At 64.9% G+C, this 24730-nt stretch carries 38 protein-coding genes; 33 read left to right on the top strand and 5 right to left on the bottom strand.

Features of this window, described 5'->3' with window-relative positions; all coding sequences use genetic code 11:
• The first annotated feature begins 108 nt into the window (after positions 1 to 108).
• From tuf to AC07OY_RS20775, 33 genes are all read left to right on the top strand, one after another.
• Positions 109 to 1299: an elongation factor Tu gene (gene tuf, locus AC07OY_RS20935; RefSeq protein WP_119046623.1), complete on the top strand. Its 1191-nt coding sequence runs from the start codon at positions 109 to 111 to the stop codon at positions 1297 to 1299.
• Positions 1300 to 1365: 66 nt separating this feature from the next.
• Positions 1366 to 1677, top strand: coding sequence for a 30S ribosomal protein S10 (gene rpsJ / locus AC07OY_RS20930; RefSeq protein ID WP_056194266.1), 312 nt, complete (start codon positions 1366 to 1368; stop codon positions 1675 to 1677).
• Positions 1678 to 1944: 267 nt separating this feature from the next.
• The gene (gene rplC / locus AC07OY_RS20925) at positions 1945 to 2616 is read left to right on the top strand and encodes a 50S ribosomal protein L3 (RefSeq protein ID WP_310273060.1); all 672 of its coding nucleotides are present in this window, start codon (positions 1945 to 1947) and stop codon (positions 2614 to 2616) included.
• On the top strand, positions 2616 to 3236 hold the full coding sequence (rplD, locus tag AC07OY_RS20920) for a 50S ribosomal protein L4 (RefSeq protein WP_119046635.1): 621 nt from the start codon (positions 2616 to 2618) through the stop codon (positions 3234 to 3236). The genes rplC and rplD overlap by 1 nt, the downstream gene beginning before the upstream one ends.
• The gene (gene rplW / locus AC07OY_RS20915) at positions 3233 to 3547 is read left to right on the top strand and encodes a 50S ribosomal protein L23 (protein WP_056877739.1); all 315 of its coding nucleotides are present in this window, start codon (positions 3233 to 3235) and stop codon (positions 3545 to 3547) included. The genes rplD and rplW overlap by 4 nt, the downstream gene beginning before the upstream one ends.
• A complete protein-coding gene (gene rplB / locus AC07OY_RS20910; RefSeq protein WP_495044528.1) occupies positions 3548 to 4372 on the top strand; it encodes a 50S ribosomal protein L2 in 825 nt (274 codons plus the stop codon).
• Between the two features lie 10 nt (positions 4373 to 4382).
• Positions 4383 to 4661 (top strand): 30S ribosomal protein S19, encoded by a 279-nt coding sequence (gene rpsS, locus AC07OY_RS20905; RefSeq protein WP_119046637.1) that lies wholly within the window; start codon positions 4383 to 4385, stop codon positions 4659 to 4661.
• A gap of 11 nt (positions 4662 to 4672) precedes the next feature.
• On the top strand, positions 4673 to 5002 hold the full coding sequence (gene rplV, locus AC07OY_RS20900) for a 50S ribosomal protein L22 (protein WP_233374577.1): 330 nt from the start codon (positions 4673 to 4675) through the stop codon (positions 5000 to 5002).
• A 14-nt stretch (positions 5003 to 5016) separates the two neighbouring features.
• Entirely contained in the window at positions 5017 to 5880 is an 864-nt protein-coding gene (gene rpsC, locus AC07OY_RS20895; protein WP_119046638.1) for a 30S ribosomal protein S3, read from the top strand.
• A gap of 2 nt (positions 5881 to 5882) precedes the next feature.
• Positions 5883 to 6299, top strand: a complete 417-nt coding sequence (gene rplP, locus AC07OY_RS20890; RefSeq protein WP_088484481.1) for a 50S ribosomal protein L16 — start codon at positions 5883 to 5885, stop codon at positions 6297 to 6299.
• A gap of 10 nt (positions 6300 to 6309) precedes the next feature.
• Entirely contained in the window at positions 6310 to 6510 is a 201-nt protein-coding gene (gene rpmC, locus AC07OY_RS20885) for a 50S ribosomal protein L29 (protein ID WP_056194241.1), read from the top strand.
• Complete coding sequence (rpsQ, locus tag AC07OY_RS20880; protein ID WP_495044527.1) at positions 6507 to 6782, top strand: 30S ribosomal protein S17; 276 nt, start codon at positions 6507 to 6509, stop codon at positions 6780 to 6782. The genes rpmC and rpsQ overlap by 4 nt, the downstream gene beginning before the upstream one ends.
• Positions 6783 to 6877: 95 nt before the next feature.
• A complete protein-coding gene (locus tag AC07OY_RS20875; protein ID WP_495044526.1) occupies positions 6878 to 7387 on the top strand; it encodes a peroxiredoxin in 510 nt (169 codons plus the stop codon).
• A gap of 260 nt (positions 7388 to 7647) precedes the next feature.
• Positions 7648 to 8016 (top strand): 50S ribosomal protein L14, encoded by a 369-nt coding sequence (gene rplN, locus AC07OY_RS20870; RefSeq protein ID WP_056194233.1) that lies wholly within the window; start codon positions 7648 to 7650, stop codon positions 8014 to 8016.
• 23 nt (positions 8017 to 8039) lie between these two features.
• Positions 8040 to 8354: a 50S ribosomal protein L24 gene (rplX, locus tag AC07OY_RS20865; RefSeq protein WP_056264780.1), complete on the top strand. Its 315-nt coding sequence runs from the start codon at positions 8040 to 8042 to the stop codon at positions 8352 to 8354.
• A 10-nt stretch (positions 8355 to 8364) separates the two neighbouring features.
• The gene (gene rplE / locus AC07OY_RS20860) at positions 8365 to 8904 is read left to right on the top strand and encodes a 50S ribosomal protein L5 (RefSeq protein WP_056194227.1); all 540 of its coding nucleotides are present in this window, start codon (positions 8365 to 8367) and stop codon (positions 8902 to 8904) included.
• 8 nt (positions 8905 to 8912) lie between these two features.
• The gene (gene rpsN / locus AC07OY_RS20855) at positions 8913 to 9218 is read left to right on the top strand and encodes a 30S ribosomal protein S14 (protein WP_495044525.1); all 306 of its coding nucleotides are present in this window, start codon (positions 8913 to 8915) and stop codon (positions 9216 to 9218) included.
• Between the two features lie 23 nt (positions 9219 to 9241).
• A complete protein-coding gene (gene rpsH / locus AC07OY_RS20850) occupies positions 9242 to 9637 on the top strand; it encodes a 30S ribosomal protein S8 (RefSeq protein WP_119046642.1) in 396 nt (131 codons plus the stop codon).
• Positions 9638 to 9654: 17 nt separating this feature from the next.
• Positions 9655 to 10188, top strand: a complete 534-nt coding sequence (gene rplF, locus AC07OY_RS20845; RefSeq protein WP_495044524.1) for a 50S ribosomal protein L6 — start codon at positions 9655 to 9657, stop codon at positions 10186 to 10188.
• Positions 10189 to 10199: 11 nt separating this feature from the next.
• Positions 10200 to 10559, top strand: coding sequence for a 50S ribosomal protein L18 (gene rplR, locus AC07OY_RS20840; RefSeq protein ID WP_495044523.1), 360 nt, complete (start codon positions 10200 to 10202; stop codon positions 10557 to 10559).
• An 18-nt stretch (positions 10560 to 10577) separates the two neighbouring features.
• Positions 10578 to 11099: a 30S ribosomal protein S5 gene (gene rpsE / locus AC07OY_RS20835; RefSeq protein ID WP_056194212.1), complete on the top strand. Its 522-nt coding sequence runs from the start codon at positions 10578 to 10580 to the stop codon at positions 11097 to 11099.
• A 14-nt stretch (positions 11100 to 11113) separates the two neighbouring features.
• Complete coding sequence (rpmD, locus tag AC07OY_RS20830) at positions 11114 to 11296, top strand: 50S ribosomal protein L30 (RefSeq protein WP_119046645.1); 183 nt, start codon at positions 11114 to 11116, stop codon at positions 11294 to 11296.
• Positions 11297 to 11322: 26 nt separating this feature from the next.
• Complete coding sequence (gene rplO / locus AC07OY_RS20825; RefSeq protein ID WP_495044522.1) at positions 11323 to 11754, top strand: 50S ribosomal protein L15; 432 nt, start codon at positions 11323 to 11325, stop codon at positions 11752 to 11754.
• Positions 11755 to 11781: 27 nt separating this feature from the next.
• Positions 11782 to 13089 (top strand): preprotein translocase subunit SecY, encoded by a 1308-nt coding sequence (gene secY / locus AC07OY_RS20820; RefSeq protein ID WP_495044521.1) that lies wholly within the window; start codon positions 11782 to 11784, stop codon positions 13087 to 13089.
• Between the two features lie 58 nt (positions 13090 to 13147).
• Positions 13148 to 13366 (top strand): translation initiation factor IF-1, encoded by a 219-nt coding sequence (gene infA / locus AC07OY_RS20815; RefSeq protein WP_009855680.1) that lies wholly within the window; start codon positions 13148 to 13150, stop codon positions 13364 to 13366.
• Between the two features lie 59 nt (positions 13367 to 13425).
• A complete protein-coding gene (rpmJ, locus tag AC07OY_RS20810; protein WP_056194202.1) occupies positions 13426 to 13539 on the top strand; it encodes a 50S ribosomal protein L36 in 114 nt (37 codons plus the stop codon).
• Between the two features lie 30 nt (positions 13540 to 13569).
• Positions 13570 to 13935: a 30S ribosomal protein S13 gene (gene rpsM, locus AC07OY_RS20805; RefSeq protein WP_310273014.1), complete on the top strand. Its 366-nt coding sequence runs from the start codon at positions 13570 to 13572 to the stop codon at positions 13933 to 13935.
• A 26-nt stretch (positions 13936 to 13961) separates the two neighbouring features.
• On the top strand, positions 13962 to 14366 hold the full coding sequence (rpsK, locus tag AC07OY_RS20800) for a 30S ribosomal protein S11 (protein ID WP_056194196.1): 405 nt from the start codon (positions 13962 to 13964) through the stop codon (positions 14364 to 14366).
• Positions 14367 to 14601: 235 nt separating this feature from the next.
• The gene (rpsD, locus tag AC07OY_RS20795; RefSeq protein ID WP_492694899.1) at positions 14602 to 15225 is read left to right on the top strand and encodes a 30S ribosomal protein S4; all 624 of its coding nucleotides are present in this window, start codon (positions 14602 to 14604) and stop codon (positions 15223 to 15225) included.
• Between the two features lie 137 nt (positions 15226 to 15362).
• On the top strand, positions 15363 to 16352 hold the full coding sequence (locus AC07OY_RS20790; RefSeq protein WP_056194188.1) for a DNA-directed RNA polymerase subunit alpha: 990 nt from the start codon (positions 15363 to 15365) through the stop codon (positions 16350 to 16352).
• Between the two features lie 98 nt (positions 16353 to 16450).
• The gene (rplQ, locus tag AC07OY_RS20785; RefSeq protein WP_439467381.1) at positions 16451 to 16840 is read left to right on the top strand and encodes a 50S ribosomal protein L17; all 390 of its coding nucleotides are present in this window, start codon (positions 16451 to 16453) and stop codon (positions 16838 to 16840) included.
• Positions 16841 to 16994: 154 nt separating this feature from the next.
• On the top strand, positions 16995 to 17339 hold the full coding sequence (locus AC07OY_RS20780; RefSeq protein WP_495044520.1) for a PRC-barrel domain-containing protein: 345 nt from the start codon (positions 16995 to 16997) through the stop codon (positions 17337 to 17339).
• 4 nt (positions 17340 to 17343) lie between these two features.
• Positions 17344 to 17529 carry a hypothetical protein gene (locus AC07OY_RS20775; RefSeq protein ID WP_495044519.1) on the top strand — a complete coding sequence of 62 codons (186 nt, stop codon included), beginning with the start codon at positions 17344 to 17346 and terminating at the stop codon, positions 17527 to 17529.
• 4 nt (positions 17530 to 17533) lie between these two features.
• On the opposite strand, the gene pdeM is transcribed toward AC07OY_RS20775, so the two are convergent.
• The 5 genes from pdeM to AC07OY_RS20750 all read right to left on the bottom strand — a co-directional run bounded on the left by pdeM (position 17534) and on the right by AC07OY_RS20750 (position 24579).
• Positions 17534 to 18193: a ligase-associated DNA damage response endonuclease PdeM gene (gene pdeM / locus AC07OY_RS20770; protein ID WP_495044518.1), complete on the bottom strand. Its 660-nt coding sequence runs from the start codon at positions 18191 to 18193 to the stop codon at positions 17534 to 17536.
• Positions 18190 to 20706: a ligase-associated DNA damage response DEXH box helicase gene (locus AC07OY_RS20765; protein WP_495044517.1), complete on the bottom strand. Its 2517-nt coding sequence runs from the start codon at positions 20704 to 20706 to the stop codon at positions 18190 to 18192. Before AC07OY_RS20765 ends, pdeM begins: the two co-directional genes overlap by 4 nt.
• Positions 20707 to 21049: 343 nt before the next feature.
• Positions 21050 to 22690: an ATP-dependent DNA ligase gene (locus AC07OY_RS20760; protein WP_495044516.1), complete on the bottom strand. Its 1641-nt coding sequence runs from the start codon at positions 22688 to 22690 to the stop codon at positions 21050 to 21052.
• Positions 22687 to 23718 carry a ligase-associated DNA damage response exonuclease gene (locus tag AC07OY_RS20755; protein ID WP_495044515.1) on the bottom strand — a complete coding sequence of 344 codons (1032 nt, stop codon included), beginning with the start codon at positions 23716 to 23718 and terminating at the stop codon, positions 22687 to 22689. Before AC07OY_RS20755 ends, AC07OY_RS20760 begins: the two co-directional genes overlap by 4 nt.
• A 45-nt stretch (positions 23719 to 23763) precedes the next feature.
• Positions 23764 to 24579, bottom strand: coding sequence for an endonuclease/exonuclease/phosphatase family protein (locus AC07OY_RS20750; protein ID WP_495044514.1), 816 nt, complete (start codon positions 24577 to 24579; stop codon positions 23764 to 23766).
• Positions 24580 to 24730 lie beyond the last annotated feature (151 nt).

The raw sequence follows: 24730 nt of genomic DNA, 5'->3' as shown, positions 1-24730 counted from the left end.
AGATCGTCTTCGCAGCGGCCCGCCCGCTTCGCCAGTCGGCGGGAAATACGGGCGCTGCGGAAACGCTAAACCAACAGACTGGCGAAATGCTCTTTTTTGGAGATTGAAATGGCAAAAGGCAAGTTTGAACGGACCAAGCCGCACGTCAACGTCGGCACGATCGGTCACGTCGACCACGGCAAGACGACGCTGACGGCAGCGATCGCGACCGTGCTGTCCAAGAAGTTCGGCGGCGAGGCCAAGGCCTACGACCAGATCGACGCAGCGCCCGAAGAAAAGGCCCGCGGCATCACGATCAACACCGCCCACGTCGAGTACGAGACGGCCAATCGCCACTACGCCCACGTTGACTGCCCCGGCCACGCCGACTACGTCAAGAACATGATCACCGGTGCCGCCCAGATGGACGGCGCCATCCTGGTGTGCTCGGCCGCTGACGGCCCGATGCCCCAGACCCGCGAGCACATCCTGCTGGCCCGTCAGGTCGGCGTGAAGTTCATCATCGTCTTCCTGAACAAGTGCGACATGGTCGACGACGCCGAGCTGCTCGAGCTGGTCGAAATGGAAGTGCGCGAGCTCCTGTCCAAGTACGACTTCCCCGGCGACGACACCCCCATCATCAAGGGTTCGGCCAAGCTGGCTCTGGAAGGCGACGCTGGCGACCTGGGCGAACAAGCAATCATGCGACTGGCCGATGCTCTGGACACCTACATCCCCCAGCCGGACCGTGCCGTTGACGGCGCCTTCCTGCTGCCGGTTGAAGACGTGTTCTCGATCTCGGGCCGCGGCACCGTGGTGACCGGTCGCGTCGAGCGCGGCATCATCAAGGTCGGCGAAGAAATCGAAATCGTGGGCATCCGCGAAGTCCAGAAGACCACGGTCACGGGCGTCGAAATGTTCCGCAAGCTGCTGGACCAAGGTCAAGCAGGCGACAACGTCGGCATCCTGCTGCGCGGCACCAAGCGTGAAGACGTCGAGCGCGGCCAAGTGCTGGCCAAGCCCGGCTCGATCAAGCCCCACACCCACTTCACCGCTGAGATCTACGTTCTGAGCAAGGAAGAGGGCGGCCGTCACACCCCGTTCTTCAACAACTACCGTCCCCAGTTCTACTTCCGCACGACGGACGTGACCGGTGCCGTGGAGCTGCCGAAGGACAAGGAAATGGTCATGCCCGGCGACAACGTCGGCATCACCGTGAAGCTGATCGCTCCGATCGCCATGGAAACCGGCCTGCGCTTCGCCATCCGTGAAGGTGGCCGTACCGTCGGTTCGGGCGTCGTCGCCACGATCCTCGCGTAATCACTGCGTGACGTGCGCCGGGCGGACTCCGTTCGGCGCTCAACACCTGCTCTTTAAGGAACCGTCATGCAAAAGCAAAAGATCCGCATCCGCCTGAAGGCGTTTGATTACAAGCTGATCGACCAATCGGCCCTCGAGATCGTCGAGACCGCCAAGCGCACCGGCGCCATCGTCAAGGGCCCCGTGCCCCTGCCGACGCGCATGGAGCGTTTCGACATCCTGCGTTCGCCGCACGTCAACAAGACCAGCCGCGACCAGTTCGAGATCCGCACCCATCAGCGCCTGATGGACATCGTCGACCCGACCGACAAGACGGTCGACGCGCTGATGAAGCTCGACCTGCCCGCCGGCGTCGACGTCGAAATCAAGCTGCAGTAATTCCCAAGCCTTCGGGCTTGTGATCCCAAGGCCCCGGCCCTGTCTCGACAGGCCGGGGCCTTGTCTTTTGTGCTTTGAGGCCTGCTAACGCTTGCATCAGGGCTATCCCGCAGGCTATACTCGCCAGCTTTTCCGGGTTGGCTCCTGCCTGCTCGGATATTCGCGCAGTGTTTCGCAAGAGACTCTGCACAGGTCAGCCCGGCCAATCGATGTCGGGTGTTCGCAATAGCTTCCGAGGCTGCCAAGCCGACGGGGCTGGAGAAAAACATGAGTCTGAGCAACCGTCTCGGTTTGCTGGGCCGCAAGGTGGGCATGATGCGCATCTTCACGGACGATGGCGATGCTATCCCTGTGACGGTGCTGGACGTGTCCAACAACCGCGTGACCCAGGTCAAGACCCAAGAGACCGACGGCTACAGCGCCATTCAAGTGGCGTTCGGTACGCGCAAAGCTTCGCGCGTCACCAAGCCTGAAGCCGGCCACCTTGCCAAGGCAGGTGTCGAAGCCGGTGAAATCCTCAAGGAATTCCGCGTCGAAGCCGACGTCGCTGCCCAGTACAAGGCTGGCGCGACCGTTCCGGTGACGTTGTTCGCCGCCGGCCAACTGGTCGACGTGCAGGGCACGTCCATCGGCAAGGGCTTCGCAGGCACCATCAAGCGCCACAACTTCAGCTCGCAGCGCGCGTCGCACGGTAACAGCCGTTCGCACAACGTGCCGGGCTCGATCTCGATGGCGCAAGACCCGGGCCGTGTGTTCCCGGGCAAGAAGATGACCGGCCACATGGGCGACGAAACCGTCACCACCCAGAACCTGGACATCGTGCGCGTTGACGAAGCTCGTCAACTGCTGCTGGTCCGCGGTGCGGTCCCGGGTTCCAAGAACGGCCACATCGTCGTTCGCCCGGCCGTCAAGGTCAAAGTCAAGAAGGGAGCCAACTGATGCAGCTCGAGCTCCTGAACGAGCAGGGTCAGGCCACCGCCAAGGTGGACGCGCCTGACACCATCTTCGCTCGCGACTACAACGAAGCCCTGGTGCACCAGGTGGTCGTGGCCTTCCAGGCCAACGCCCGCCAAGGCACCCGCGCCCAGAAGGACCGTGAACAGGTCCATCACTCGACCAAGAAGCCTTTCCGCCAGAAGGGCACCGGCCGCGCTCGCGCCGGTATGACCTCGTCGCCGCTGTGGCGCGGGGGCGGTCGCATCTTCCCGAACATGCCTGACGAGAACTTCTCGCACAAGCTGAACAAGAAGATGTACCGCGCCGGCATGGCTGCGATCCTGTCGCAGCTGGCCCGTGAAGGCCGCCTGGCCGTGGTGGATTCGATCTCGGTCGAAGCCCCCAAGACCAAGCTGCTGGCCGCCAAGTTCAAGGCCATGGGCCTGGACTCGGTGCTGGTCATCTCCGACGTCGTGGATGACAACCTGCTGCTGGCTTCGCGCAACCTGGCCAATGTGCTGGTCGTCGAGCCGCGCTACGCCGACCCGCTGTCCCTCGTCTTCTACAAGAAGGTGCTGGTGACCAAGGCTGCGGTCGAGCAACTCAAGGAGATGCTGGCATGAGCGTCACCAAATACTCCGAAGGCCGTCTGGCCTCCGTGCTGCTCGCGCCCATCGTGTCCGAGAAGGCCACGCAAGTTGCCGAGAAGCACAACCAGGTCCTGTTCAAGGTCCTGCGCGACGCCACCAAGCCCGAAATCAAGGCCGCTGTTGAACTGATGTTCAAGGTCGAGGTCGAGTCGGTCAACGTCGTCCAGGTCAAGGGCAAGACGAAGCGCTTTGGTGGCCGTGCCGGCCGCCGTGACCACGTCAAGAAGGCCTATGTGGCCCTCAAGGCCGGTCAAGAGCTCAATTTCTCCGGGGAGGCCGCGTAAATGGCCATCGTCAAAGTCAAGCCTACTTCGCCCGGTCGCCGTGGCGTCGTCAAGGTGGTGCACAAGCACCTGCACAAGGGCGCGCCCCATGCAGCCCTGCTCGAGCCCCAAATCCAGAATTCGGGCCGTAACAACAACGGTCACATCACGATTCGCCACAAGGGCGGTGGTCACAAGCACCACTACCGTGTGGTCGACTTCAAGCGCAACAAGGACGGCATTCCGGCCAAGGTCGAGACCATCGAGTACGACCCGAACCGCACCGCCCACATCGCGCTGGTGTGCTACGCCGATGGCGAGCGCCGCTATGTGATCGCCCCGCGCGGTCTGGAAGTGGGCGCGACCATCCTGAGCGGCTCGGAAGCGCCGATCAAGGCTGGCAACACGCTGCCGATCCGCAACATCCCGGTGGGCTCGACCATCCATTGCATCGAGCTGCAGCCTGGCAAGGGTGCCCAGATGATCCGTTCGGCCGGCACCTCTGCCGTCCTGATGGCTCGTGAAGGCGTCTACGCCCAGATCCGCCTGCGCTCCGGCGAAGTTCGCCGCGTGCACATCGACTGCCGCGCCACCATCGGTGAAGTGAGCAACGAAGAGCACAGCCTGCGTCAATACGGCAAGGCTGGCGCGATCCGCTGGAAGGGCATCCGCCCGACCGTTCGTGGCGTCGCCATGAACCCGGTGGATCACCCGCACGGTGGTGGCGAAGGCCGCACCGGCGAGGGCCAGGTCCCTGTGTCGCCGTGGAACACCCTGACGAAGGGCTACCGCACTCGCAACAACAAGCGCACGCAGACGTTCATCGTCTCGCGTCGCAAGAAGTAAGGGCTAGGCCATGACTCGTTCGCTGAAGAAGGGCCCCTTTGTTGACCACCACCTGCAGGCCAAGGTCGACAAGGCGGTTGCCATCAAAGACAAGAAGCCCATCAAGACCTGGTCGCGCCGCTCGACGATCCTGCCCGAGTTCATCGGTCTGACGATCGCCGTGCACAACGGCAAGCAACACGTGCCGGTCTATGTGTCTGACCAGATGGTCGGTCACAAGCTGGGTGAATTCGCACTGACCCGCACCTTCAAGGGCCACCCGGCCGACAAGAAGGCCGGGAAGAAGTAAGGATGCCAACGATGGAAACCAAAGCAATCGTTCGTGGCGTTCGCCTGTCGTGTGACAAGGGCCGCCTCGTGGCTGACCTGATCCGCGGCAAGAAGGTGGACCAAGCGCTGAACATCCTGGAATTCACCCAGAAGAAGGCGGCCGTCATCATCAAGAAGGCGCTGGAAAGCGCCATCGCCAACGCCGAGCACAACGACGGCGCTGACATTGATGAGCTCAAGGTCACCTCGATCTACGTCGAACAGGGTGCCACGCTGAAGCGCTTCTCGGCTCGCGCCAAGGGCCGCGGCAATCGCATCAGCAAGCCCACCTGCCACATCTTCGTGGCTGTCGGCAACTAAGGCGCAAGAAGACTATGGGACAGAAAATCCATCCGGTTGGCTTCCGCCTGCCTGTCACCCGTAACTGGGCTTCGCGCTGGTACGCGAACAACCAGAACTTCGCCACGATGCTGGCCGAAGATCTGCAAGTTCGCGACTACCTGAAGGCCAAGCTCAAGAATGCCGCTGTTTCGCGCATCCTGATCGAGCGTCCCGCCAAGAACGCCCGCATCACGATCTTCTCGGCTCGCCCGGGCGTCGTGATCGGCAAGAAGGGTGAAGACATCGAAGCGCTGAAGGCTGAGCTGACCAAGCGTCTGGGCGTGCCCGTCGCCGTCAACATCGAAGAAGTGCGCAAGCCTGAAGTCGATGCCCAGCTGATCGCCGACTCGATCACCCAGCAGCTCGAAAAGCGCATCATGTTCCGCCGCGCCATGAAGCGCGCGATGCAGAACGCCATGCGTCTGGGTGCCCAAGGCATCAAGATCATGAGTGCTGGTCGTCTGAACGGCATCGAAATCGCTCGTACCGAGTGGTATCGCGAAGGTCGTGTGCCCCTGCACACCCTGAAGGCCGACATCGACTACGGCTTCTCCGAAGCCAAGACCACCTACGGCGTCATCGGCGTCAAGGTGTGGGTCTATCGCGGTGACCGTCTTGCCAATGGCGAGGCTCCGGTCATCAACACCCCCGCAGGCGCCGAAGACGATCGTCGCCCGCGCCGTAACGCCCGTCCGGGCGCTCCCGGTGGCCGTGGCCGCCCGGGTGGCGACCGTGGCCCGCGTGACGGAGCAGATCAGCCCGCTGCCGCCGCCCCCACGGGTGACGCAGCCAAGCCCGCTGCCAAGCGCGTGGTCCGCAAGGTCCCCGCAGCCGGCGGTGAGGCCAAAGGAGAATAAGCATGCTGCAACCCGCTCGTCGTAAATACCGCAAGGAGCAGAAGGGCCGCAACACTGGTGTTGCGACCCGAGGCGCTGCGGTGTCTTTCGGTGATTTCGGCCTCAAGGCCACCGAGCGCGGCCGTCTGACGGCCCGCCAGATCGAAGCGGCTCGCCGCGCGATCTCGCGCCACATCAAGCGCGGTGGTCGGATCTTCATCCGCGTCTTCCCGGACAAGCCCATCTCGCAAAAGCCCGCCGAAGTCCGGATGGGTAACGGCAAGGGCAACCCCGAGTACTACGTCGCCGAGATCCAGCCGGGCAAGGTGATCTACGAGGTCAACGGCGTTCCTGAGCAACTCGCTCGCGAGGCGTTCACGCTGGCTGCTGCCAAGCTGCCGCTGAAGTGCACCTTCGTGGCTCGCCAGGTCGGTACCTGAGGAAGACACCATGAAAGCAACTGAACTCCGCACCAAGGACGTCGCTGCCCTCGAAAAGGAAGTGACCGATCTGCTGAAGGCCCACTTCGGCCTGCGCATGCAAAAGGCCACCCAGCAGCTGACCAACCACAGCCAGCTGGGCAAGACCCGCCGCGACATCGCGCGTGCCAAGACCGTTCTGGCACAAAAGAAGAAGGAGGCCACGAAATGACTGAGGCCCAAGTCCAAGCCAAGAACACGCGCACCCTGGTGGGCCGCGTGGTCAGCGACAAGCGCGCCAAGACGGTCACCGTCCTGGTCGAGCGTCGCGCCAAGCACGAGCTCTACGGCAAGATCGTGGCCCGTTCCCGCAAGTACCACGCCCACGACGAAAAGGGCGAGTACAAGATGGGCGACGTCGTCGAGATCGCCGAAGGCCGTCCGATCTCCAAGACCAAGAGCTGGGTCGTGACCCGCTTGGTCGAGAAGGCCGAGATCGTCTAAGAAGTCACCGGTCGCATGACCGCTGCACAACCGGCACGCTGGGCAACTGGCGCGCCGGTTTTTTGTTTTCAGAACTCTCAATCAGGAGCGACACCATGATCAAGGTTGGCGACAAGCTGCCCGCGGGCAGCCTGCAGGAATTCATCGAAGTCGAGGGCGAGGGCTGCACCCTCGGCCCCAACAGCTTCGACATCGAGAAGGCCACGGCCGGCAAGACCATTGCCATCTTCGCCCTGCCTGGCGCTTACACGCCGACCTGCTCGGCCAAGCATGTGCCCGGCTATGTCGAGTCCGCAGAAGCGCTGAAGGCCGCCGGCGTCGACGAGATCTGGTGCGTGTCGGTCAATGACGCCTTTGTCATGGGCGCCTGGGGTCGTGACCAGAAGACCGCCGGCAAGGTGCGCATGATGGCCGACGGCAGCGCCGCCTTCGCCAATGCCACCGGCCTGACGCTGGACCTGACCGCCAAGGGCATGGGCGTGCGCTCGCAGCGCTACTCGATGCTGGTCAAGGATGGCGTCGTCAAGACGCTGAACATCGAAGGCCCGGGCAAGTTTGAGGTCAGCGACGCCGGCACGATGCTGAGCCAAGCCAAAGCCGGCTGATCTGACGGTCGGTGGGGCCGCCCAAACCGGCCTCAGCAAAAACTTCTGTGACAGGCATTGACGGCCCAAGGGTTCTCACTGCATAATGCGCAGCTTCGCCGAACGCCAGTGCACTTGCTACGCAAGAGCCCATGCTGGCTTCGGATCCGCCCTCAACCGTTGGGCAGCAAGTGGCGCAATGCTCCGAGCTGTTTGACTTACGGGCCCAAGACTGACCGACGCGCAGCTCAGCTGCAACTCGGGGCAAGTTGGGGACAGACATGATCCAAATGCAATCGCGGCTTGATGTCGCGGACAACACTGGCGCCAAGTCCGTTCAGTGCATCAAGGTGCTGGGCGGCTCCAAGCGTCGCTATGCCCACATCGGCGACATCATCAAGGTCAGCATCAAAGAAGCTGCCCCGCGTGGTCGCGTGAAGAAGGGCGAGGTCTACAGCGCCGTGGTCGTGCGTACGGCCAAGGGCGTTCGCCGCCAGGACGGCTCGCTCGTCAAGTTCGACGGCAATGCCGCCGTGCTGCTCAACGCCAAGCTGGAGCCGATCGGCACCCGCATCTTCGGCCCGGTCACGCGTGAACTGCGGACTGAGCGCTTCATGAAGATCGTGTCGCTGGCACCTGAGGTGCTTTGAGCCCCCACTGTCTGAGGTAAGCCATGAACAAGATTCGTACCGGCGACCAGGTCATTGTGCTGACCGGCCGCGACAAGGGTAAGCGCGGCACCGTGTCCGCCCGCACTGACGTCGACCACGTGGTCGTTGACGGCATCAACGTCGTCAAGAAGCACGTCAAGCCCAACCCCATGAAGGGCACCACCGGTGGCGTCGTCGACAAGACCATGCCTATCCATCAATCCAACGTGGCGATCTTCAACGCCGCCTCCGGCAAGGCCGATCGTGTGGGCGTCAAGCTCGTCGACGGCAAGCGGGTGCGCGTGTTCAAGTCGACCGGCGAAGAGATCAAGGCTTAAGAGGTCCCTCATGGCTCGTCTTCAAACGCATTACCGCGAAAAAATCGTGCCCGGCCTGGTCGAGAAGTTCGGCTACAAGTCGGTCATGGAGGTGCCCCGCATCACCAAGATCACGCTCAACATGGGTGTGAGCGAAGCTGTCGCCGACAAGAAGGTCATGGACCACGCTGTGGGTGACCTGACCAAGATCGCCGGCCAGAAGCCCGTCGTCACCAAGTCGAAGAAGGCTATCGCCGGCTTCAAGATCCGTGACGCCGTGCCCATCGGCGCGATGGTGACCCTGCGTGGCGTCCAGATGTATGAATTCCTGGACCGCTTCGTGACGATCGCGCTGCCCCGCGTTCGCGACTTCCGGGGCATCTCCGGTCGCTCGTTCGACGGCCGTGGCAACTACAACATCGGCGTCAAAGAACAGATCATCTTCCCCGAAATCGAATACGACAAGGTGGATGCTCTGCGTGGTCTGAATATCAGCATCACGACGACTGCCAAGACGGACGACGAAGCCAAGGCTCTCCTGGCTGCGTTCAAGTTCCCGTTCAAGAACTGAGGTGATCTGTGGCTAAAACTTCCATCAAGCAACGTGAACTGAAGCGCGAAGCACTCGTCGCCAAGTTCGCGAAGAAGTACGCAGAACTGAAGGCCATCATCGACGACAGCAAGAAGTCGGATGAAGAGCGCTACGTCGCTCGCCTCGAGCTGCAGAAGCTGCCCCGTAACGCCTACCCGACCCGTCTGCGCAATCGTTGTGAACTGACCGGTCGCCCGCGTGGCACCTTCCGCAAGTTCGGCCTGGCCCGTAACAAGATCCGTGAGCTGGCCTTCAAGGGCGACATCCCCGGTGTCGTCAAGGCCAGCTGGTAATCGGCTGATAGGAGTAATCGCAAATGAGCATGAGTGATCCCATCGCCGATATGCTGACCCGCATCCGCAACGCGCAAATCGTCGAAAAGACGAACGTTGTGATGCCGTCGTCCAAGCTGAAGGTGGCGATTGCCAAAGTCCTGAAGGACGAAGGCTATATCGACGACTTCGCCGTTCGTGGCGAAGCCGCACGTCCGGAGCTGGAAATCTCGCTGAAGTACTACGCTGGCCGTCCGGTCATCGAGCGCATCGAGCGTGTCAGCCGTCCCGGCCTGCGCATCTACAAGGGCCGCCACGACATTCCTCAGGTCATGAATGGCCTGGGCGTGGCGATTGTGACGACCCCGCAAGGTGTCATGACGGACCGCAAGGCCCGCGCTGCCGGTATCGGTGGCGAGGTCCTCTGCTACGTCGCCTAAGCGAAGGAGTCGAAACAATGTCCCGCGTTGGAAAAATGCCGGTCAACCTCCCGCAAGGCGTGGATGTGACCGTCGCCGCTGAGTCGATCAGCGTCAAGGGCTCGCTCGGCACGCTGGTGCGTCCGTCGAACAAGCTCGTCACCGTCAAGAACGAAGCCGGCAAGCTGAGCTTCGTGCCCGCCAACGACTCGGCTGAAGCCGATGCGATGAGCGGCACGATGCGCGCCCTGGTGGCCAACATGGTCAACGGCGTCAGCAAGGGCTTCGAAAAGAAGCTGAACCTGGTCGGCGTGGGTTTCCGCGCCCAGGCCCAGGGCCAGAAGCTCAACCTGCAGATCGGTTTCTCTCACCCCGTGGTGAAGGACATGCCGGCCGGCATCAAGGTCGAGTGCCCCACCCAGACGGAAATCGTCATCAAGGGTGCTGACCGCCAGGTCGTCGGCCAGATCGCCGCTGAGGTGCGTGCCTTCCGTCCCCCCGAGCCCTACAAGGGCAAGGGCATCCGTTATTCGGATGAGAAGGTCACCATCAAAGAGACCAAGAAGAAGTAAGGAGCAGCGCCATGATGACCAAGAAAGAACAACGCCTGCGTCGTTCGCGCCAGACCCGCACTCGCATTGCATTGCAGCGCGTGGCCCGTCTGACGGTGTTCCGCTCCAACCTGCACATCTACGCCCAAGTCGTCTCGGAAGATGGCGCCAAGGTGCTGGCTGCTGCCTCCACGGCCGAGAAGTCGATCCGCGAACAGCTGAACAGCAAGGGTGGCAACGTCGCCGCCGCGACGCTGATCGGCAAGCTGATCGCCGAGAAGGCCAAGGCCGCTGGCGTCGAGAAGGTCGCTTTCGACCGCTCGGGTTTCGCCTATCACGGTCGTGTCAAGGCCCTGGCCGAAGCAGCCCGCGAAGCCGGCCTGCAGTTCTGACGCATCAAGGAATAAGAAATGGCAAAGTTTCAACCCCGCGGCGCTCAGGCTGAAGGCAACGACGACGGCCTGAAGGAAAAGATGATCGCGGTCAACCGCGTGACCAAGGTTGTGAAGGGTGGCCGTACGCTGTCCTTCGCCGCTCTGACTGTTGTTGGTGACGGCGATGGCCGCATCGGCATGGGCAAGGGCAAGGCCAAGGAAGTGCCGGTCGCCGTGCAGAAGGCCATGGAATCGGCCCGCCGCAACATGGTCAAGGTCAGCCTGAAGAACGGCACCATCCACCACAACGTGGTCGGCGAGCACGGTGCAGCTCACGTCATCATGGCCCCGGCTCCTGCCGGTACCGGCGTCATCGCCGGCGGCCCGATGCGCGCTGTCTTCGAAGTGATGGGCGTGACCGACATCGTGACCAAGAGCCACGGTTCGACGAACCCCTACAACATGGTCCGCGCCACGCTGGACGCTCTGAAGCGTTCGACCACGCCGGCCTCTGTCGCTGCCAAGCGCGGCAAGACGGTTGAAGAAATCTTCAACTGATCGCGGAGCACAACATGTCTGACAAGAAAACCGTGACGGTCAAGCTGGTGCGCAGCCCCATTGGCTGCCGCGCCTCGCACCGTGCCACCGTGACTGGCCTGGGTCTGCGCAAGCTGAACAGCCAGAGCACGCTGGAAGACACGCCCGCCGTGCGCGGCATGATCAACAAGATCGCCTATCTGGTGCAGGTGCTCTAAGCGCCACGCACACTGAGGACAAGACGATGGAACTCAACACGATCAAGCCCGCAGAGGGCGCCAAGCATGCCAAGCGCCGTGTCGGCCGTGGCATCGGCTCCGGCCTGGGCAAGACCGCAGGTCGCGGCCACAAGGGCCAGAAGTCCCGCGCTGGTGGCTACCACAAGGTCGGCTTCGAAGGCGGCCAGATGCCCCTGCAGCGTCGCCTGCCCAAGCGTGGCTTCAAGTCGCTGACGCTGAAGTACAACGCCGAGATCACGCTGTCGGACCTGCAAGGTCTGGCCGGCGAAGAGATCGACGTGTCGACGCTGAAGGCTGTCGGCCTGGTGCCCCAGCTGGCCAAGTCGGTCAAGCTGATCCTGTCCGGCGCCATCGAGCGCAAGGTCACGCTGAAGGGCGTGAACGCCACGAAGGGCGCCAAGGCAGCCATCGAGGCGGCCGGCGGCTCGGTCGCTTAAATCCAGCGCACAAGGAACTGACTCAGCGTGGCTACCAACGCGAATCAGCTGGCCAAGAGCGGCAAGTTCGGCGACCTGCGTCGCCGGCTTGTGTTCCTGCTGCTGGCCCTGGTCGTCTACCGCATCGGGGCGCATATCCCCGTGCCCGGTATCGACCCGGCCCAGCTCGCCAAGTTCTTCGAAGGTCAGGCGGGTGGCATCCTGAGCCTGTTCAACATGTTCTCGGGCGGTGCGCTGTCGCGCTTCACCGTGTTCGCGTTGGGCATCACGCCTTACATCTCGGCATCCATCGTTCTGCAGCTGATGACTTATGTCGTCCCGTCGTTGGAGCAGCTGAAGAAGGAAGGCGAAGCCGGTCGTCGCAAGATTACCCAGTACACGCGTTACGCGACGCTGGGCCTGGCGATCTTCCAAAGCCTGTCGATTGCGCTGGCGCTGGAAGGTTCGGCGGGTCTGGTGGTGAGTCCGGGCTTCGGCTTCCGCCTCACGGCAGTGTCCAGCCTGGTGGCCGGCACGATGTTCCTGATGTGGCTCGGTGAGCAGATCACCGAGCGGGGTCTGGGCAATGGCATTTCGATCCTGATCTTTGCCGGTATCGCCGCGGGTCTGCCCGGTGCGATTGGTGGCCTGTTCGAGCTGGTGCGTACCGGTGCGATGGGTTACGGCTCGGCGCTGGTCGTGATCTCGCTGGTCGTGCTGGTGACCTATGCCGTGGTCTTCGTCGAACGTGGTCAGCGCAAGATCCTCGTGAACTATGCGAAGCGCCAGGTCGGCAACAAGGTCTACGGTGGTCAGTCGTCGCACCTGCCGCTGAAGCTGAACATGTCGGGCGTGATCCCGCCGATCTTCGCGTCGTCGATCATCCTGCTGCCGACGACGGTGGTGAGCTGGTTCGCGACGGGCGACGGCCTGCGCTGGCTGAAGGACCTGGCCGGGGCGATCAGCCCGGGTCAACCGATCTATGTGCTGCTCTACGCCGCCGCGATCGTGTTCTTCTGCTTCTTCTACACGGCACTGGTGTTCAACAGCCGTGAGACCGCAGACAACCTGAAGAAGAGTGGCGCCTTCATCCCGGGCATCCGTCCGGGTGAGCAGACCGCCAAGCACATCGACAAGATCCTTTCGCGACTGACGCTGGCCGGTGCGGTGTACATCACGCTGGTTTGCCTGTTGCCCGAGTTCCTGACGCTGAAGTACAACGTCCCGTTCTACTTCGGTGGCACCTCCCTGTTGATCATCGTCGTCGTGACGATGGACTTCTGGGCCCAGGTCCAAAGCTACATCATGAGTCAGCAGTACGAATCACTGCTGAAGAAGGCCAGCTTCAAGGCGTAAGCCTTGGGCTGATCGTTAACCAAGATTGATTTCCACAACCCACACCTGAACGTACGGCATGGCGAAAGACGACGTCATTCAAATGCAGGGCGAGATTCTTGAGAACCTCCCCAACGCCACGTTCAGGGTCAAGTTGGAGAACGGGCATGTCGTTCTCGGTCACATCTCCGGCAAGATGCGTATGCACTACATCCGCATCCTGCCTGGCGACAAAGTGACCGTTGAACTGACACCCTACGATTTGAGTCGTGCTCGCATCGTGTTCCGGGCGAAGTGAGCTGTTTGAATCCCCGGACGCGCCAAGAGCGCAAAAAGAGTTAGGCCAAGGAGCAGACCATGAAAGTTTCGGCATCCGTTAAGCAGATGTGCCGCAATTGCAAGATCATCCGCCGCAAGGGCGTGGTGCGTGTGATCTGCACCGACCCGCGCCACAAGCAGCGCCAGGGCTAATTGGCCGCACGACAGGACTAGAGGACCACCATGGCACGTATTGCTGGTATCAACATTCCGCCGCAAAAGCACACTGAGATCGGCCTGACCTCGATCTACGGCATCGGCCGTACGACCGCTCAGAAGATCTGCACGAACTGCGGCATTCCGTTCGAAAAGAAGGTCAAGGACCTGACTGACGGCGATCTCGAAAAGATCCGCGACGAAGTCAACAAGCTGACCATCGAGGGTGACCTGCGCCGTGAGCAGTCCATCAACATCAAGCGTCTGATGGACCTCGGCTGCTACCGTGGCTTCCGTCACCGCCGTGGCCTGCCGATGCGCGGTCAACGCACCCGTACGAATGCCCGCACCCGCAAGGGTCCGCGCAAGTCGGCTGCGACCGGCAAGAAGTAAGCTGCCCGAACTGAAAGAAGGTCAATATGGCAAAGGCTCCCAACAATTCGGCGGCTCAACGCGTTCGCAAGAAGGTCCGCAAGAACGTTGCTGACGGCATCGCGCACGTCCACGCTTCGTTCAACAACACCATCATCACCATCACCGACCGTCAAGGCGGCGCCCTGTCCTGGGCTTCGTCGGGTGGTCAAGGCTTCAAGGGCTCGCGCAAGTCGACCCCCTTCGCAGCCCAGGTGGCGGCTGAAGTGGCTGGCCGTGCCGCTCAAGAGCAAGGCATCAAGAACCTCGACGTCAAGATCAAGGGCCCCGGCCCGGGTCGCGAGTCGTCGGTGCGTGCCCTGGCAGCGCTGGGCATCCGTATCAACTCGATCTCTGACGTGACGCCCGTGCCGCACAACGGCTGCCGTCCGCAGAAGCGTCGTCGTATCTAAGCTCCAGAATCTGGCCGATCACCTCCAGGTGACAGGGATATTGCAGATTCGGATGACGGTGCGATAATCGCGCGTTTTCCCGGAGCCGGCGGGCACTTTGTGCCGCGCCGGCTTCAGTCTTGAGTCGGCTCCATTTCGGGGTCGCGCTCATAAGCCCACCGTCCAAGCCCATAAAAACACCGGCTGGACTCGCGTCAGGCACCCCCTGGCGTCAGATTGAACAAGGACACTCAAAGTGGCACGCTACCTCGGCCCCAAGGGCAAACTTTCCCGCCGCGAAGGCACCGACCTCTACCTGAAGAGCGCCCGCCGCGCCATCAGCGACAAGGTCAAGTTCGACAGCAAGCCCGGCCAGCACGGCCGCACCTCGGGTCAGCGTACGTCTGACTTCGGCCTGCAGCTGCGCGAAAAGCAGAAGGTCAAGCGCATGTACGGCGTGCTGGAGCGTCAGTTCCGCCGCTACTTCGCCGAAGCCGAGCGCCGCAAGGGCTCGACCGGCGTGAACCTGCTGCAACTGCTGGAATCGCGCCTGGACAACGTCGTCTACCGCATGGGCTTCGGCTCCACCCGCGCAGAAGCCCGTCAGCTGGTTTCGCACAAGGGTGTGACGGTCAACGGCGAAGTCGTCAACATCGCCTCCTACCTGGTCAAGGCCGGTGATACCGTCGCCGTGCGCGACAAGGCCAAGAAGCAGCTGCGCGTCACCGAGTCGTTCAAGCTGGCCGACTCCATCGGCCTGCCGGCCTGGGTGGCCGTCGACGGCACCAAGCTCGAAGGCGTGTTCAAGAAGGCCCCCGACCGCGATGAGTTCGGCGCCGAGATCAACGAATCGCTGATCGTCGAGTTGTACTCGCGTTAATGTTTTCCCCCGCCGACCACGCCTGCAAGGGCGCGGTCGGCGTTTCCTCGTCCGGGCATTTGCCCTTCGTAGGCTCTGCCCGGCTGGTCCTCAGCCTTATCGGTGTAACGAACCGAGGGTATTGAAAGAAAGACCTCATGCAAACCAACTTGCTCAAACCCAAGTCCATCAACGTGGAGCCCCTGGGCGGTCATCGCGCCAAGGTCACGCTGGAACCGTTCGAACGCGGTTACGGCCACACCCTGGGCAATGCCCTGCGCCGTGTGCTGCTCTCGTCGATGGTGGGTTATGCGCCGACGGAAGTGACGATTGCTGGCGTGCTCCACGAGTACTCGGCCATCGACGGCGTGCAAGAGGACGTGGTTCACATCATGCTGAACCTCAAGGGCGTCGTCTTCCGCCTGCACAACCGTGAAGAAGTGACCCTGGTCCTGCGCAAGGAAGGCGAAGGCCCTGTCACCGCGGCCGACATCCAGACCCCGCACGACGTCGAGATCATCAATCCCGAGCACGTCATTGCCCACCTGTCGCAAGGCGGCAAGCTGGACATGCAGATCAAGGTCGAGAAGGGCCGTGGCTATGTGCCCGGCACGATGCGCCGCTTCGGCGACGAGCCGACCAAGAGCATCGGCCGCATCGTCCTCGACGCCTCGTTCTCGCCCGTCAAGCGCGTCAGCTACGCCGTCGAAAACGCCCGCGTCGAGCAGCGTACCGACCTGGACAAGCTGGTCATGGAAATCGAAACCAACGGCGCCATCTCGCCCGAGGAAGCGATCCGTGCTTCGGCCAAGATCCTGGTTGAGCAACTGGCCGTCTTCGCCCAGCTGCAAGGCACCGACCTGGTCGACGCCTTCGACCAGCCGGCCCAGCGCTCCAGCAGCTTCGACCCGATCCTGCTGCGCCCGGTCGACGAGCTCGAGCTGACCGTGCGTTCGGCCAACTGCCTGAAGGCCGAAAACATCTACTACATCGGCGACCTGATCCAGCGTACCGAGACCGAGCTGCTGAAGACCCCCAACCTGGGTCGCAAGTCGCTCAACGAAATCAAGGAAGTGCTGGCTTCGCGCGGTCTGACTCTGGGCGCCCGCCTGGAAAACTGGCCGCCGCAAGGTCTGGATAAGCGTTAATTTTTGAAAGATGGGTGGCGCGTTGACCAACGCCACCCGGTGCACCCGCCAGTACCTGATCCGGCTGGCGGCATTAATGAAGTGAAAGGAATAGCACCATGCGTCACCGTAACGGCCTCCGCAAACTCAACCGCACCAGCGCCCACCGCGCTGCCATGCTGCGCAATATGTGCGTTTCGCTGCTCGAGCACGAAGCCATCAAGACCACGGTCCCCAAGGCCAAGGAACTGCGCCGCGTTGTTGAGCCCCTGATCACGCTCGCCAAGGAGCCCACGCTGGCCAACCGCCGCCTGGCTTTCGACCGCCTGCGTGACCGCGACATCGTCACCAAGCTCTTCAACGTGCTGGGCCCGCGCTTCGCGGCTCGTCCGGGCGGCTACACCCGCATCCTGAAGATGGGCTTCCGCGTCGGCGACAACGCGCCCATGGCCTTCGTCGAACTGGTGGATCGTCCGGAAGGCGAGACCGCTGGCGAAGCCGCCGAATAAGTTCAGCCCCGGCTGATCTGCAAAGCCCGCCTCGAGCGGGCTTTTTTGCTTCCGGCGTCGGCCGCCTCCTACGCGCTGGACGGCGCCGGCCTGACGCTGCATGGGCAGTGACAAGCGCACAGTGAAGCGATCGCTTCAACTGCAGGAGACTGCCATGAGCCTCCATCCCACCATCTCCTCATCCAAGGTCGAAGGCACCGCCGTCTATGACCTGGCCGGCGACAAGCTGGGTTCCATCGACGACCTCGTCATCGACAAGCGCACCGGCCATGTGCGTTATGCCGCCCTCGAGTTCGGCGGTTTCCTCGGCATCGGCACCGACCGCTACCCGTTGCCCTGGGACATGCTGAAGTACGACACCAGCAAGGACGGCTATGTCGTCAACCTGGACCGCGACCTGCTGACGGATGCGCCTCGCTATGCCCACGGCCAGGCGCCGGCCTATACCGAAGACTACGGCCGCAGCGTGTACACCTATTACGGCTTCAACTGGCAGTGACGTCATGAGCAAGCCCCATCTCGGCCGCAGCCACAACGCTCAGTCCGGCCCGGTCCAGCACACCGCGAGCGAGTTCGCCACCAAGGCCACGCAGGGCCAGACGCTGACCAAGCAGGCCAAGCCGCCGGCGCGCGAGGCTGATGGCACGGCGCGCGAAGCGCCCCAGGGCCCGCCACAGCACAAGGTCTGAGGCATCAACGGCGCAGTGGCAGCCAATGCAGCGCGCCGTCACCGAGCACGGCGACCTGAGCCCCCTGCCGGGCCAGGTCGCCGCGCCGCAGCGTCAGCGCACCGGTGAGGCCGCCGAAGGCCGGCAGCACCAGGGCGTGCGGGTGGTGCACAAAGCACGGCCGGCGCAGCCGGTCGCCCGCGCGGCTGCCGATGACGACGGCGGGATGCCAGTGACCGGCCAGCGTGAAGCCAGGTGTGCCGGGCGGCGGCGGTTCATGAGCTGCCGTCAGCGGGCCTAACGTCAACGCCGTGCTGACCGCCTGCAGCGGCAAGCCCGGCGGATGGATGCGTCGGTCGTGGTTGCCCAGCACCAGCACCGTCGGCAACCGCTGCGCGAAGGCGCTCACCGACTCCAGCAGCGAAGGTGTCAGCCCCTCGGCGCTGTGCCAGAAATCTCCCAGCACCACGAGGCGCGTCGCACCATGTGACTCCGCCAGCGCCTCCAGTCGTGCCAGCGTCCGTGCACTGCTGCCGGCCGGCACGGCCTGGCCCTGCGCGCGAAAGGCCGCACCCTTGCCCAGATGCAGATCGGCCGCGAACAGGGTGCGAGCGGCAGGCCACCAGACCGCGCCGTCCGCCAGCAGCCACAACGTCTCGTCGGCCACTTCGATGCTGAGACTCATCGCCGCCTCCGCCGCGCACCGCCGCGCTTCTGGGGCGCCTTGTCGGTTTCCCTGCCGAAGGCCAGCTTCTCGCCCACATCCTGCGGTGCTTCACCACCGCCCGCGGCGGCCTCCAGCTCGGCGAGCATGCGTGTCAGCCGCTGCGTCAGCGTCTCCGTCGTCACCCGCTCGCGCAGCATTTCCACCAGCAGCGGAAATGCCAGCGGCGAGGTCCGCTTCGGGCGCTGCAGATCCAGCGGCAGCGAGGCCAGCCGGTCCAGCGTGCGTGCCAGTGCATCCTCGTCCAGCTCCGCCGACAGCAGCTCCTCCTCGGCCTGGCGCAGCAGGCGATTGCCGGGGTCGTGCTGGCGGAATACGTCGAAGTACAGCGAGCTCGATGCCTGCAGCTGGCGCTGGCTGCGCGCCTCGCCGGGATGGCTCTGGAAGATCAGCCCCGAGATGCGCGCGATCTGCCGGAAACGCCGGCGCGCCAGCTCGCTGGCATTGATGCTGGCCAGCACCTCCTGTCGCAAGGTCTCGCGGTCCACGGCGGCAAGCAGCCCGGGCAGGCGTGATGCCCAGTCGACATCCGTTGCGCTGAGCAGCTCCATCCCGTACTCATTGATGGCCACAGTGAAGGTGGACGGCGTCTCGCGCCCCACGCGCCAGGCCAGCAACCAGGCCAGGCCCAGATGCACGGTGCGGCCGGCGAAGGGGTAGAGGAAGAGGTGATGGCCTTCTGACGAGGTCTGCACCTCGGCCAGCAGGCGCTGCGACCCGGGCAGGGCCGACCACTCGGCCTGCAGCTTCAGCAGCGGCGCGACGAAGCGCATCTCCTTGTCCACAAAGCGGCCTTGGGCCGCCTCGTCGAAGCGCTCCAGCATCGCGTCGGCCAGCGTGTCGGAGATGGGGAACTGCCCGCCGTTCCAGCGCGGCAGCAGGGCGCGGCCCGGCCTGCCGACGCGCACATAGGCGGTCAGCCCTTCGACGCGGACCAACTCCAGTGCGCGGCCGCCGAGCAGGAAGGCATCGCCTGGTTTGAGCCGCGCAATGAAGTTCTCCTCCACGCTCGCGATGCGGCCGCCGCCGAGGAATTGCACGCTCATCATCGCGTCCGACACGATGGTGCCGATATTGCTGCGATGCCGACGCGCCAGCCGCACATCCGGCACGCGCCACACGCCCTCGTCGTCGGGCACGACGCGCTGAAAGTCGGGATAGGCGCTCAGGCTCTCGCCGCCATGGCGCACAAAGGCCAGCGCCCATTGCCAGGCCTCGTCGCTGAGGTGGCGGTACGACGGTGCCGTGCGGATCTCCGGCAACAGCTCCTCCGGCTTGAAGCCGCCACCCAGCGCGACGGTCACCAGGTGCTGCACCAGCACGTCCAGCGGCGCCACCGGTGGATGTCGCGGCTCGATGTGGCCGGCTTGCACCGCCGCGCGCAGTGCCGAGGCCTCGACGATCTCCAGGCTGTGCGTCGGCACCAGGGTGACCTTGGAGCGCCGGCCCGGCGCGTGGCCGCTGCGGCCGGCGCGCTGCAGCAGGCGGGCCACGCCCTTGGCCGAGCCGATCTGCAGCACCTGGTCCACGGGCAGGAAGTCCACGCCCAGATCGAGACTGGCCGTGCAGACCACGGCCTTGAGCTGGCCGGCCTTCATGGCCGCCTCCACCCAGCGGCGCAAGTCTGCGTCGATGGAGCCATGATGCAGGGCGATCAGCCCGGCCCAATCCGGCCGTGCGTCCAGCAGCGCCTGGAACCAGCGTTCGCTTTGCGAGCGCGTGTTGGTGAACACCAGGCTGCTGGCGGCCTTGTCGATTTGCTCGACGACGGCAGGCAGCATGGTCAGGCCCATATGGCCGCCCCAGGCGAAGCGTTCGATGCGTGGCGGCAGCAGCGTCGCGATGTCGATCTTCTTGTCCTGGGCGCCGCGCACCAGCACCGCGTTCGGCGCCAGCACATCTCGCGCTTCCTCGAGATTGGCCAGCGTGGCGGACAGGCCCCAGGTCATCAGCGCCGGGTTCCAGTGTCTCAGCCGCGCGAGCGCCAGTTGCAGTTGCACGCCGCGCTTGCTGCCGAGCAGCTCATGCCATTCGTCCACAACGACGAGGCGCACGCGTTTCAGCACGTCCGGCGCATCGGCGCGCGACAGCATCAGGCTCAGCGACTCGGGCGTCGTGACGAGGCCGGTCGGCCAGCGGCGCTGCTGCGAGGCGCGCTCGCTGGTTGACGTGTCGCCGGTGCGCGCGGCCAGCGTCCAGTCTGGAGCCAGTGTGGAGGCCGCGTCCTGCAGGGCGAGCAGGGTGTCGTGGCTGAGGGCGCGCATCGGCGTCACCCACAGCACGGTCAGCGGCGCCTCGCGCTCGCCGGCGAAAGCCTGCAGCGCGCCGAGCCACACGGCCAGGGTCTTGCCCGAGCCCGTGGTGGCGTGCAGCAGGCCGGAGCGGCCCTGCTTCATCTCCTTCCAGACCGTTTTCTGGAAGGGGAAGGCTTTCCAGCCTCTGGCGTTGAGCCAGTCGATGGTCGGGTTGCTCATGCCCGCACCTTGATAACTCGCGACATCGCGCCGGGAGTTCGCCCCGGCGGGCGACCTACTTTCTGAGCGACCAGAAAGTAGGCAAAGAGTCGCCCTCGAACCGCCCGCCCCTCAGCTTCGCAGCGGGGTGCCCTGCAGTGCGCCACTCTTGAGGCCCCGCGCATAACTCCCGCGGCTACGCTCTGGTCAAACAGTTGCGCGGCGTCAGTCCTTGAGGCGAGCTTCGCTCGCGGCCTCAAGATCGTGCGCTCCTCGGCGGGCTCAAAGGGGGAGTGATTGAACAGCCAGCACCCGCCGGCTGTCGGGCCTGGCAGTCGGTTGCAGGGCCGTTCCAGAAGGCCGCTCAAGCGACCTCCATCAAGACGCGCAGCGTGTCCAACGTATCCGCCTCCCACAACGGCTTGTCATCGCGTATCCGCAGCATGCGCGGAAACCTCACCGCGATGCCGCTCTTGTGCCGTGTGCTGGCCTGGATGCCCTCGAAGCCGAGTTCGAACACCATGGTCGGCCGCACGCGCCGCACCGGGCCGAACTTCTCCACCGTCGTCTTGCGGATCTCGCGATCCACGCGCTTGATCTCCTCGTCGGTCAGCCCCGAATAGGCCTTGGCAAAGGGTACCAGCGTCAGCTCGCCACCGGTCGCGTCCAGCGCGGCTTGCGCCTCGGCGGCGTCGCGCGGCGCGCGATTCCAGACGGCGAAGCTGTAGTCGGTGTAGAGATTGGCCCGCCGCCCGTGCCCCGCCTGGGCGTAGATCAGCACGGCATCCACGCTGAGCGGCGCGACCTTCCATTTCCACCAGGCCCCGACGGTGCGGCCGATGCCATAGGCCGAATCGCGGTGCTTGAGCATCAGCCCTTCGACGCGCCGTTCGCGCGAGCCTTCCCTGGCTGTCGCCAGACCGGCCCAGTCGCTGGCCTCGACCAGCGGCGAGGTCGCAATTCCGAGTTGCTCCAGCCGCGCCCGTCGCTGATGCATGGGCTCCTGCCGCCGGTCCAGCCCTTCGCTTTCCAGCAGGTCATAGGCCAGCAGCCGCACCGGCGCTTCGGCCAGGATGGCCTTGCTCAGCTTGGTGCGGCCGATGCGCTTTTGCAGCAGCGCAAACGGTGCCGGCTCGGCCTCGCCGTGCCTCCAGGCCAGCAGCTCGCCATCGACGACGGTACCGTCCGGCCAGGTGCTCGCCTCCAGCACGACTTCCGGGAAGCGTTCGGTGACCAGCTCCTCGCCGCGCGACCAGATCCACACCTGGCCGTCGCGCTTGACCACCTGGGCGCGGATGCCGTCGTATTTCCATTCGGCCAGCCAGTCGCCCCGCTCGCCCAGGGACGCGGGCTCGGCCTGCAATGCATGCGCCAGGAAGAAGGGGTAGGGCTGGCCGCTGCGCGCGCCGCTCGTGTCCTCGGTCAGCAGCGCCTGGAAGCGCTCGGCCGTGGGCGGCGTGTCGATCTGCGTGTAGCCCATCATGCGCTGGGCGATGCCGGCGGCGTCGGCGCCCGACCATTCGGCCAGCGCCCGCTGCACCAGCAGCTTGCTGACGCCGACGCGAAAGCCGCCGCCCACCAGCTTGACGAACATGAAGCGCTCGTCCGCCGACAGCCCGCGCCAGGCCGCCAACACCGCCTCGCGCCGCGCCGCTGCATCCAGTGCCCGCAACGGCAGGATGCGCTGCTCCATCCAGTCGGCCAGCGGCTCGTCCAGCTTGTCCTCGGGGTCGGGCAGCACATAGGCGATGGCCTCGGCCAGGTCACCCGTCGCCGCATAGCCAGCCTCGAACAACCACTCGGGCAGGCCGGCCGCCTCACAGGCCAGGGCGCGCAGCTCGCCGGTCGGCACCGCGCGGCGCGGCGTGCCGCCCGCCAGCAGATAGAGGCCCCAAGCCGCGTCGCGCGGCGGTGCGTCGGCCAGGTAGCGCTTCAGCGCCGCCACCTTGGCCAAGGTCGATGTGCTGGCGTCCAGGGCCAGATAGAGGGCGACGAAGCGTTTCATGTGTCGCCCCCTTCGCCTTCATCGCCAAATTCGGTGGCAAAGGTCTCGGCCTGCAATCCCAGCTCGCTCAGATAGCGCACCAGCGCCCCCTCGTCGCCATGCGTGACGATGACGCGCCGGGCGCCGGTGGCGTGGATGGCCGACAGCAGCCCGGGCCAGTCCGCGTGGTCGCTGAAGACAAAGCCGCGGTCCACGCTGCGGCGCCGCCGCGCACCGCGCAGTCGCATCCAGCCGCTGGCGAAGGCGTCGCCGTGCGGGCCCAGGGCCTTGGCCCAGCGGCTGTCCTGCACGGCCGGCGGCGCGATGACGAGGGCGCCGCGCAAGGCCTTGAAGTTCGTCTCCGGCGTCACCGTCTCCACGTCGGGCAGGGCGACACCGGCCGCCCGATAGGCCTCGTTCAGCCGCGCCACGGCCGCATGCACCAGCACCGGTCCCGGCGCGTCCGCTGTCGCGAGGCCGGCCACCAAACGCTGCGCCTTGCCCAGGCTGTAGCCCATCAGCAGGGCGTGCTTGCCCTGGGCGGCGCAGTCGGCCCACCAGGCGCGCATCTCGGCCAGCACCTCGGTCTGCGGCGCCCAGCGGTAGATGGGCAGGGCGAAGGTGGCCTCGGTGATGAAGACATCGCAGCGCACCGGCTCGAAGGGCGCGCAGGTGGTGTTGGCATCGCCGGCGCCGCTGACGAAATAGTCGCCCGACACGACCCAGACCTCGCCGCGGTGCTCCACCCGCACCTGGGCCGAGCCCAGCACATGGCCGGCCGGATGCAGGCTGAGGCTCACGTCGCCGATTCGCAGCGGCTCGCCATAGGCCAGGCCCTGGAAGACCATGTCGGGGCCGACCCGCGAACGCATCAGCCCTTCAGCGTCACGATGAGCCAGATAGGCGCCATGGCCCTCGCGGCAATGGTCGGCATGGGCATGGGTGATGACGGCGCGGTCCACCGGCCGCCAGGGGTCGATGTAGAAGCCGCCCGGCGGGCAGTACAGGCCCTCGGGGCGGCGCTGGATCAGGTCTTCGCGGGCGCTCATCTCACGCAAGGGGCAGGCCGCGTGCCCGAAGCCTGCTCACCCTGCTCAAGGCAGGCGCACGACGGCCTGCACGGGCAGGTGGTCGGACGGGAAGCGGCCCTGGCGCGAGTCGGTCAGCGCGGCCCAGCTCAGCACTTCGATGCCCGGCGTGTGGAAGATGTGGTCGATGCGGTCCCGCTCGCTCAGCGGCGCGTCGATGCGAAAGCCCTGGAAAGTGCCTTCCGGGCCATAGGGCGGCGTGCGGCTGCTGTCGCGGGCATCGCGCAGTGCGGCGCGCAGCAGTTGCACCGGCTCGCTGCCGGATGCGGCGTTGAAGTCGCCGACCACCAGCGTCGGTGCGTCGCCGGCCAGGGCTTTCCAGCGGCTGATCAACAGCCGGGCCGATTCGCGCCGGGCCACCACGCCCTCGTGGTCGAAATGGGTGTTGAACAGGTAGAAGCTGGCCGCCTGGGGGCCGCGGCGGTCGCGCAACTCCACCCAGGTCACGATGCGGTTGCAGCAGCGTCCATCCCAGCCCTTGGAAGGACGTTCGGGCGTCTCGCTGAGCCAGAAGGTGCCCTGGCGCAGCAGCTCCAGCCGCGCCGTGCGGATGAAGACGGCCGCATGCTCGCCGCGGCCGGCGCCGTCGTCGCGGCCCACGCCCACGCGGACATAGCCCGGCAGCTGCTCCAGGTCGGCCACCTGCTCGGGCAGGGCCTCCTGGGTGCCGAACAGGTCCCAGTCGTGATGCTGGATCAGCGCCTTCACCTGGGCCCGGCGGTTGGGCCAGTCGTTGGGCGCGTCGCTGGCCAGGTTCAGGCGCAGGTTGAAGGTCGCCACGCGCAGCGGTTCCGCGGCGTTGGCGGTCACTGTCGTCAGCAAGAACAGGGCGGCTGCAAGGCTCGCCCTCCACCCTGTCGGCATGGCAGAGATCCGGTGGCCGTGGAAGTCCCACGCCATCAGCCTACGCCATGCGGGACCGCATCCGCTCATTTGCGGGCCCCGGGCGGAACTCAAACGCCGCTGCCGTGAC

It is taken from the genome of Roseateles sp. GW821-FHT09H10 (genome assembly GCF_059415865.1).
Note: the sequence above shows the minus strand (reverse complement) of the source record. Positions and strands in the feature narration are given on the sequence as shown.

Coding starts and splice junctions, on each gene's coding strand:
- AC07OY_RS20760 (WP_495044516.1), bottom strand. CDS start 22,690: ATGAAACGCTTCGTCGCCCTCTATCTGGCCCTGGACGCCAGCACATCG.
- rpsK (WP_056194196.1), top strand. CDS start 13,962: ATGGCAAAGGCTCCCAACAATTCGGCGGCTCAACGCGTTCGCAAGAAG.
- rplC (WP_310273060.1), top strand. CDS start 1,945: ATGAGTCTGAGCAACCGTCTCGGTTTGCTGGGCCGCAAGGTGGGCATG.
- rplX (WP_056264780.1), top strand. CDS start 8,040: ATGAACAAGATTCGTACCGGCGACCAGGTCATTGTGCTGACCGGCCGC.
- AC07OY_RS20755 (WP_495044515.1), bottom strand. CDS start 23,718: ATGAGCGCCCGCGAAGACCTGATCCAGCGCCGCCCCGAGGGCCTGTAC.
- rpsM (WP_310273014.1), top strand. CDS start 13,570: ATGGCACGTATTGCTGGTATCAACATTCCGCCGCAAAAGCACACTGAG.
- rpmC (WP_056194241.1), top strand. CDS start 6,310: ATGAAAGCAACTGAACTCCGCACCAAGGACGTCGCTGCCCTCGAAAAG.
- AC07OY_RS20765 (WP_495044517.1), bottom strand. CDS start 20,706: ATGAGCAACCCGACCATCGACTGGCTCAACGCCAGAGGCTGGAAAGCC.
- tuf (WP_119046623.1), top strand. CDS start 109: ATGGCAAAAGGCAAGTTTGAACGGACCAAGCCGCACGTCAACGTCGGC.
- rplE (WP_056194227.1), top strand. CDS start 8,365: ATGGCTCGTCTTCAAACGCATTACCGCGAAAAAATCGTGCCCGGCCTG.
- rpsS (WP_119046637.1), top strand. CDS start 4,383: ATGACTCGTTCGCTGAAGAAGGGCCCCTTTGTTGACCACCACCTGCAG.
- rpsJ (WP_056194266.1), top strand. CDS start 1,366: ATGCAAAAGCAAAAGATCCGCATCCGCCTGAAGGCGTTTGATTACAAG.
- rplO (WP_495044522.1), top strand. CDS start 11,323: ATGGAACTCAACACGATCAAGCCCGCAGAGGGCGCCAAGCATGCCAAG.
- rplF (WP_495044524.1), top strand. CDS start 9,655: ATGTCCCGCGTTGGAAAAATGCCGGTCAACCTCCCGCAAGGCGTGGAT.
- rpmD (WP_119046645.1), top strand. CDS start 11,114: ATGTCTGACAAGAAAACCGTGACGGTCAAGCTGGTGCGCAGCCCCATT.
- AC07OY_RS20775 (WP_495044519.1), top strand. CDS start 17,344: ATGAGCAAGCCCCATCTCGGCCGCAGCCACAACGCTCAGTCCGGCCCG.
- rpsH (WP_119046642.1), top strand. CDS start 9,242: ATGAGCATGAGTGATCCCATCGCCGATATGCTGACCCGCATCCGCAAC.
- rplN (WP_056194233.1), top strand. CDS start 7,648: ATGATCCAAATGCAATCGCGGCTTGATGTCGCGGACAACACTGGCGCC.
- rplB (WP_495044528.1), top strand. CDS start 3,548: ATGGCCATCGTCAAAGTCAAGCCTACTTCGCCCGGTCGCCGTGGCGTC.
- rpsE (WP_056194212.1), top strand. CDS start 10,578: ATGGCAAAGTTTCAACCCCGCGGCGCTCAGGCTGAAGGCAACGACGAC.
- rpsQ (WP_495044527.1), top strand. CDS start 6,507: ATGACTGAGGCCCAAGTCCAAGCCAAGAACACGCGCACCCTGGTGGGC.
- rplR (WP_495044523.1), top strand. CDS start 10,200: ATGATGACCAAGAAAGAACAACGCCTGCGTCGTTCGCGCCAGACCCGC.
- AC07OY_RS20790 (WP_056194188.1), top strand. CDS start 15,363: ATGCAAACCAACTTGCTCAAACCCAAGTCCATCAACGTGGAGCCCCTG.
- rpsC (WP_119046638.1), top strand. CDS start 5,017: ATGGGACAGAAAATCCATCCGGTTGGCTTCCGCCTGCCTGTCACCCGT.
- rplP (WP_088484481.1), top strand. CDS start 5,883: ATGCTGCAACCCGCTCGTCGTAAATACCGCAAGGAGCAGAAGGGCCGC.
- rplV (WP_233374577.1), top strand. CDS start 4,673: ATGGAAACCAAAGCAATCGTTCGTGGCGTTCGCCTGTCGTGTGACAAG.
- infA (WP_009855680.1), top strand. CDS start 13,148: ATGGCGAAAGACGACGTCATTCAAATGCAGGGCGAGATTCTTGAGAAC.
- rplQ (WP_439467381.1), top strand. CDS start 16,451: ATGCGTCACCGTAACGGCCTCCGCAAACTCAACCGCACCAGCGCCCAC.
- rplD (WP_119046635.1), top strand. CDS start 2,616: ATGCAGCTCGAGCTCCTGAACGAGCAGGGTCAGGCCACCGCCAAGGTG.
- rpmJ (WP_056194202.1), top strand. CDS start 13,426: ATGAAAGTTTCGGCATCCGTTAAGCAGATGTGCCGCAATTGCAAGATC.
- pdeM (WP_495044518.1), bottom strand. CDS start 18,193: ATGAGTCTCAGCATCGAAGTGGCCGACGAGACGTTGTGGCTGCTGGCG.
- AC07OY_RS20780 (WP_495044520.1), top strand. CDS start 16,995: ATGAGCCTCCATCCCACCATCTCCTCATCCAAGGTCGAAGGCACCGCC.
- AC07OY_RS20875 (WP_495044526.1), top strand. CDS start 6,878: ATGATCAAGGTTGGCGACAAGCTGCCCGCGGGCAGCCTGCAGGAATTC.
- rplW (WP_056877739.1), top strand. CDS start 3,233: ATGAGCGTCACCAAATACTCCGAAGGCCGTCTGGCCTCCGTGCTGCTC.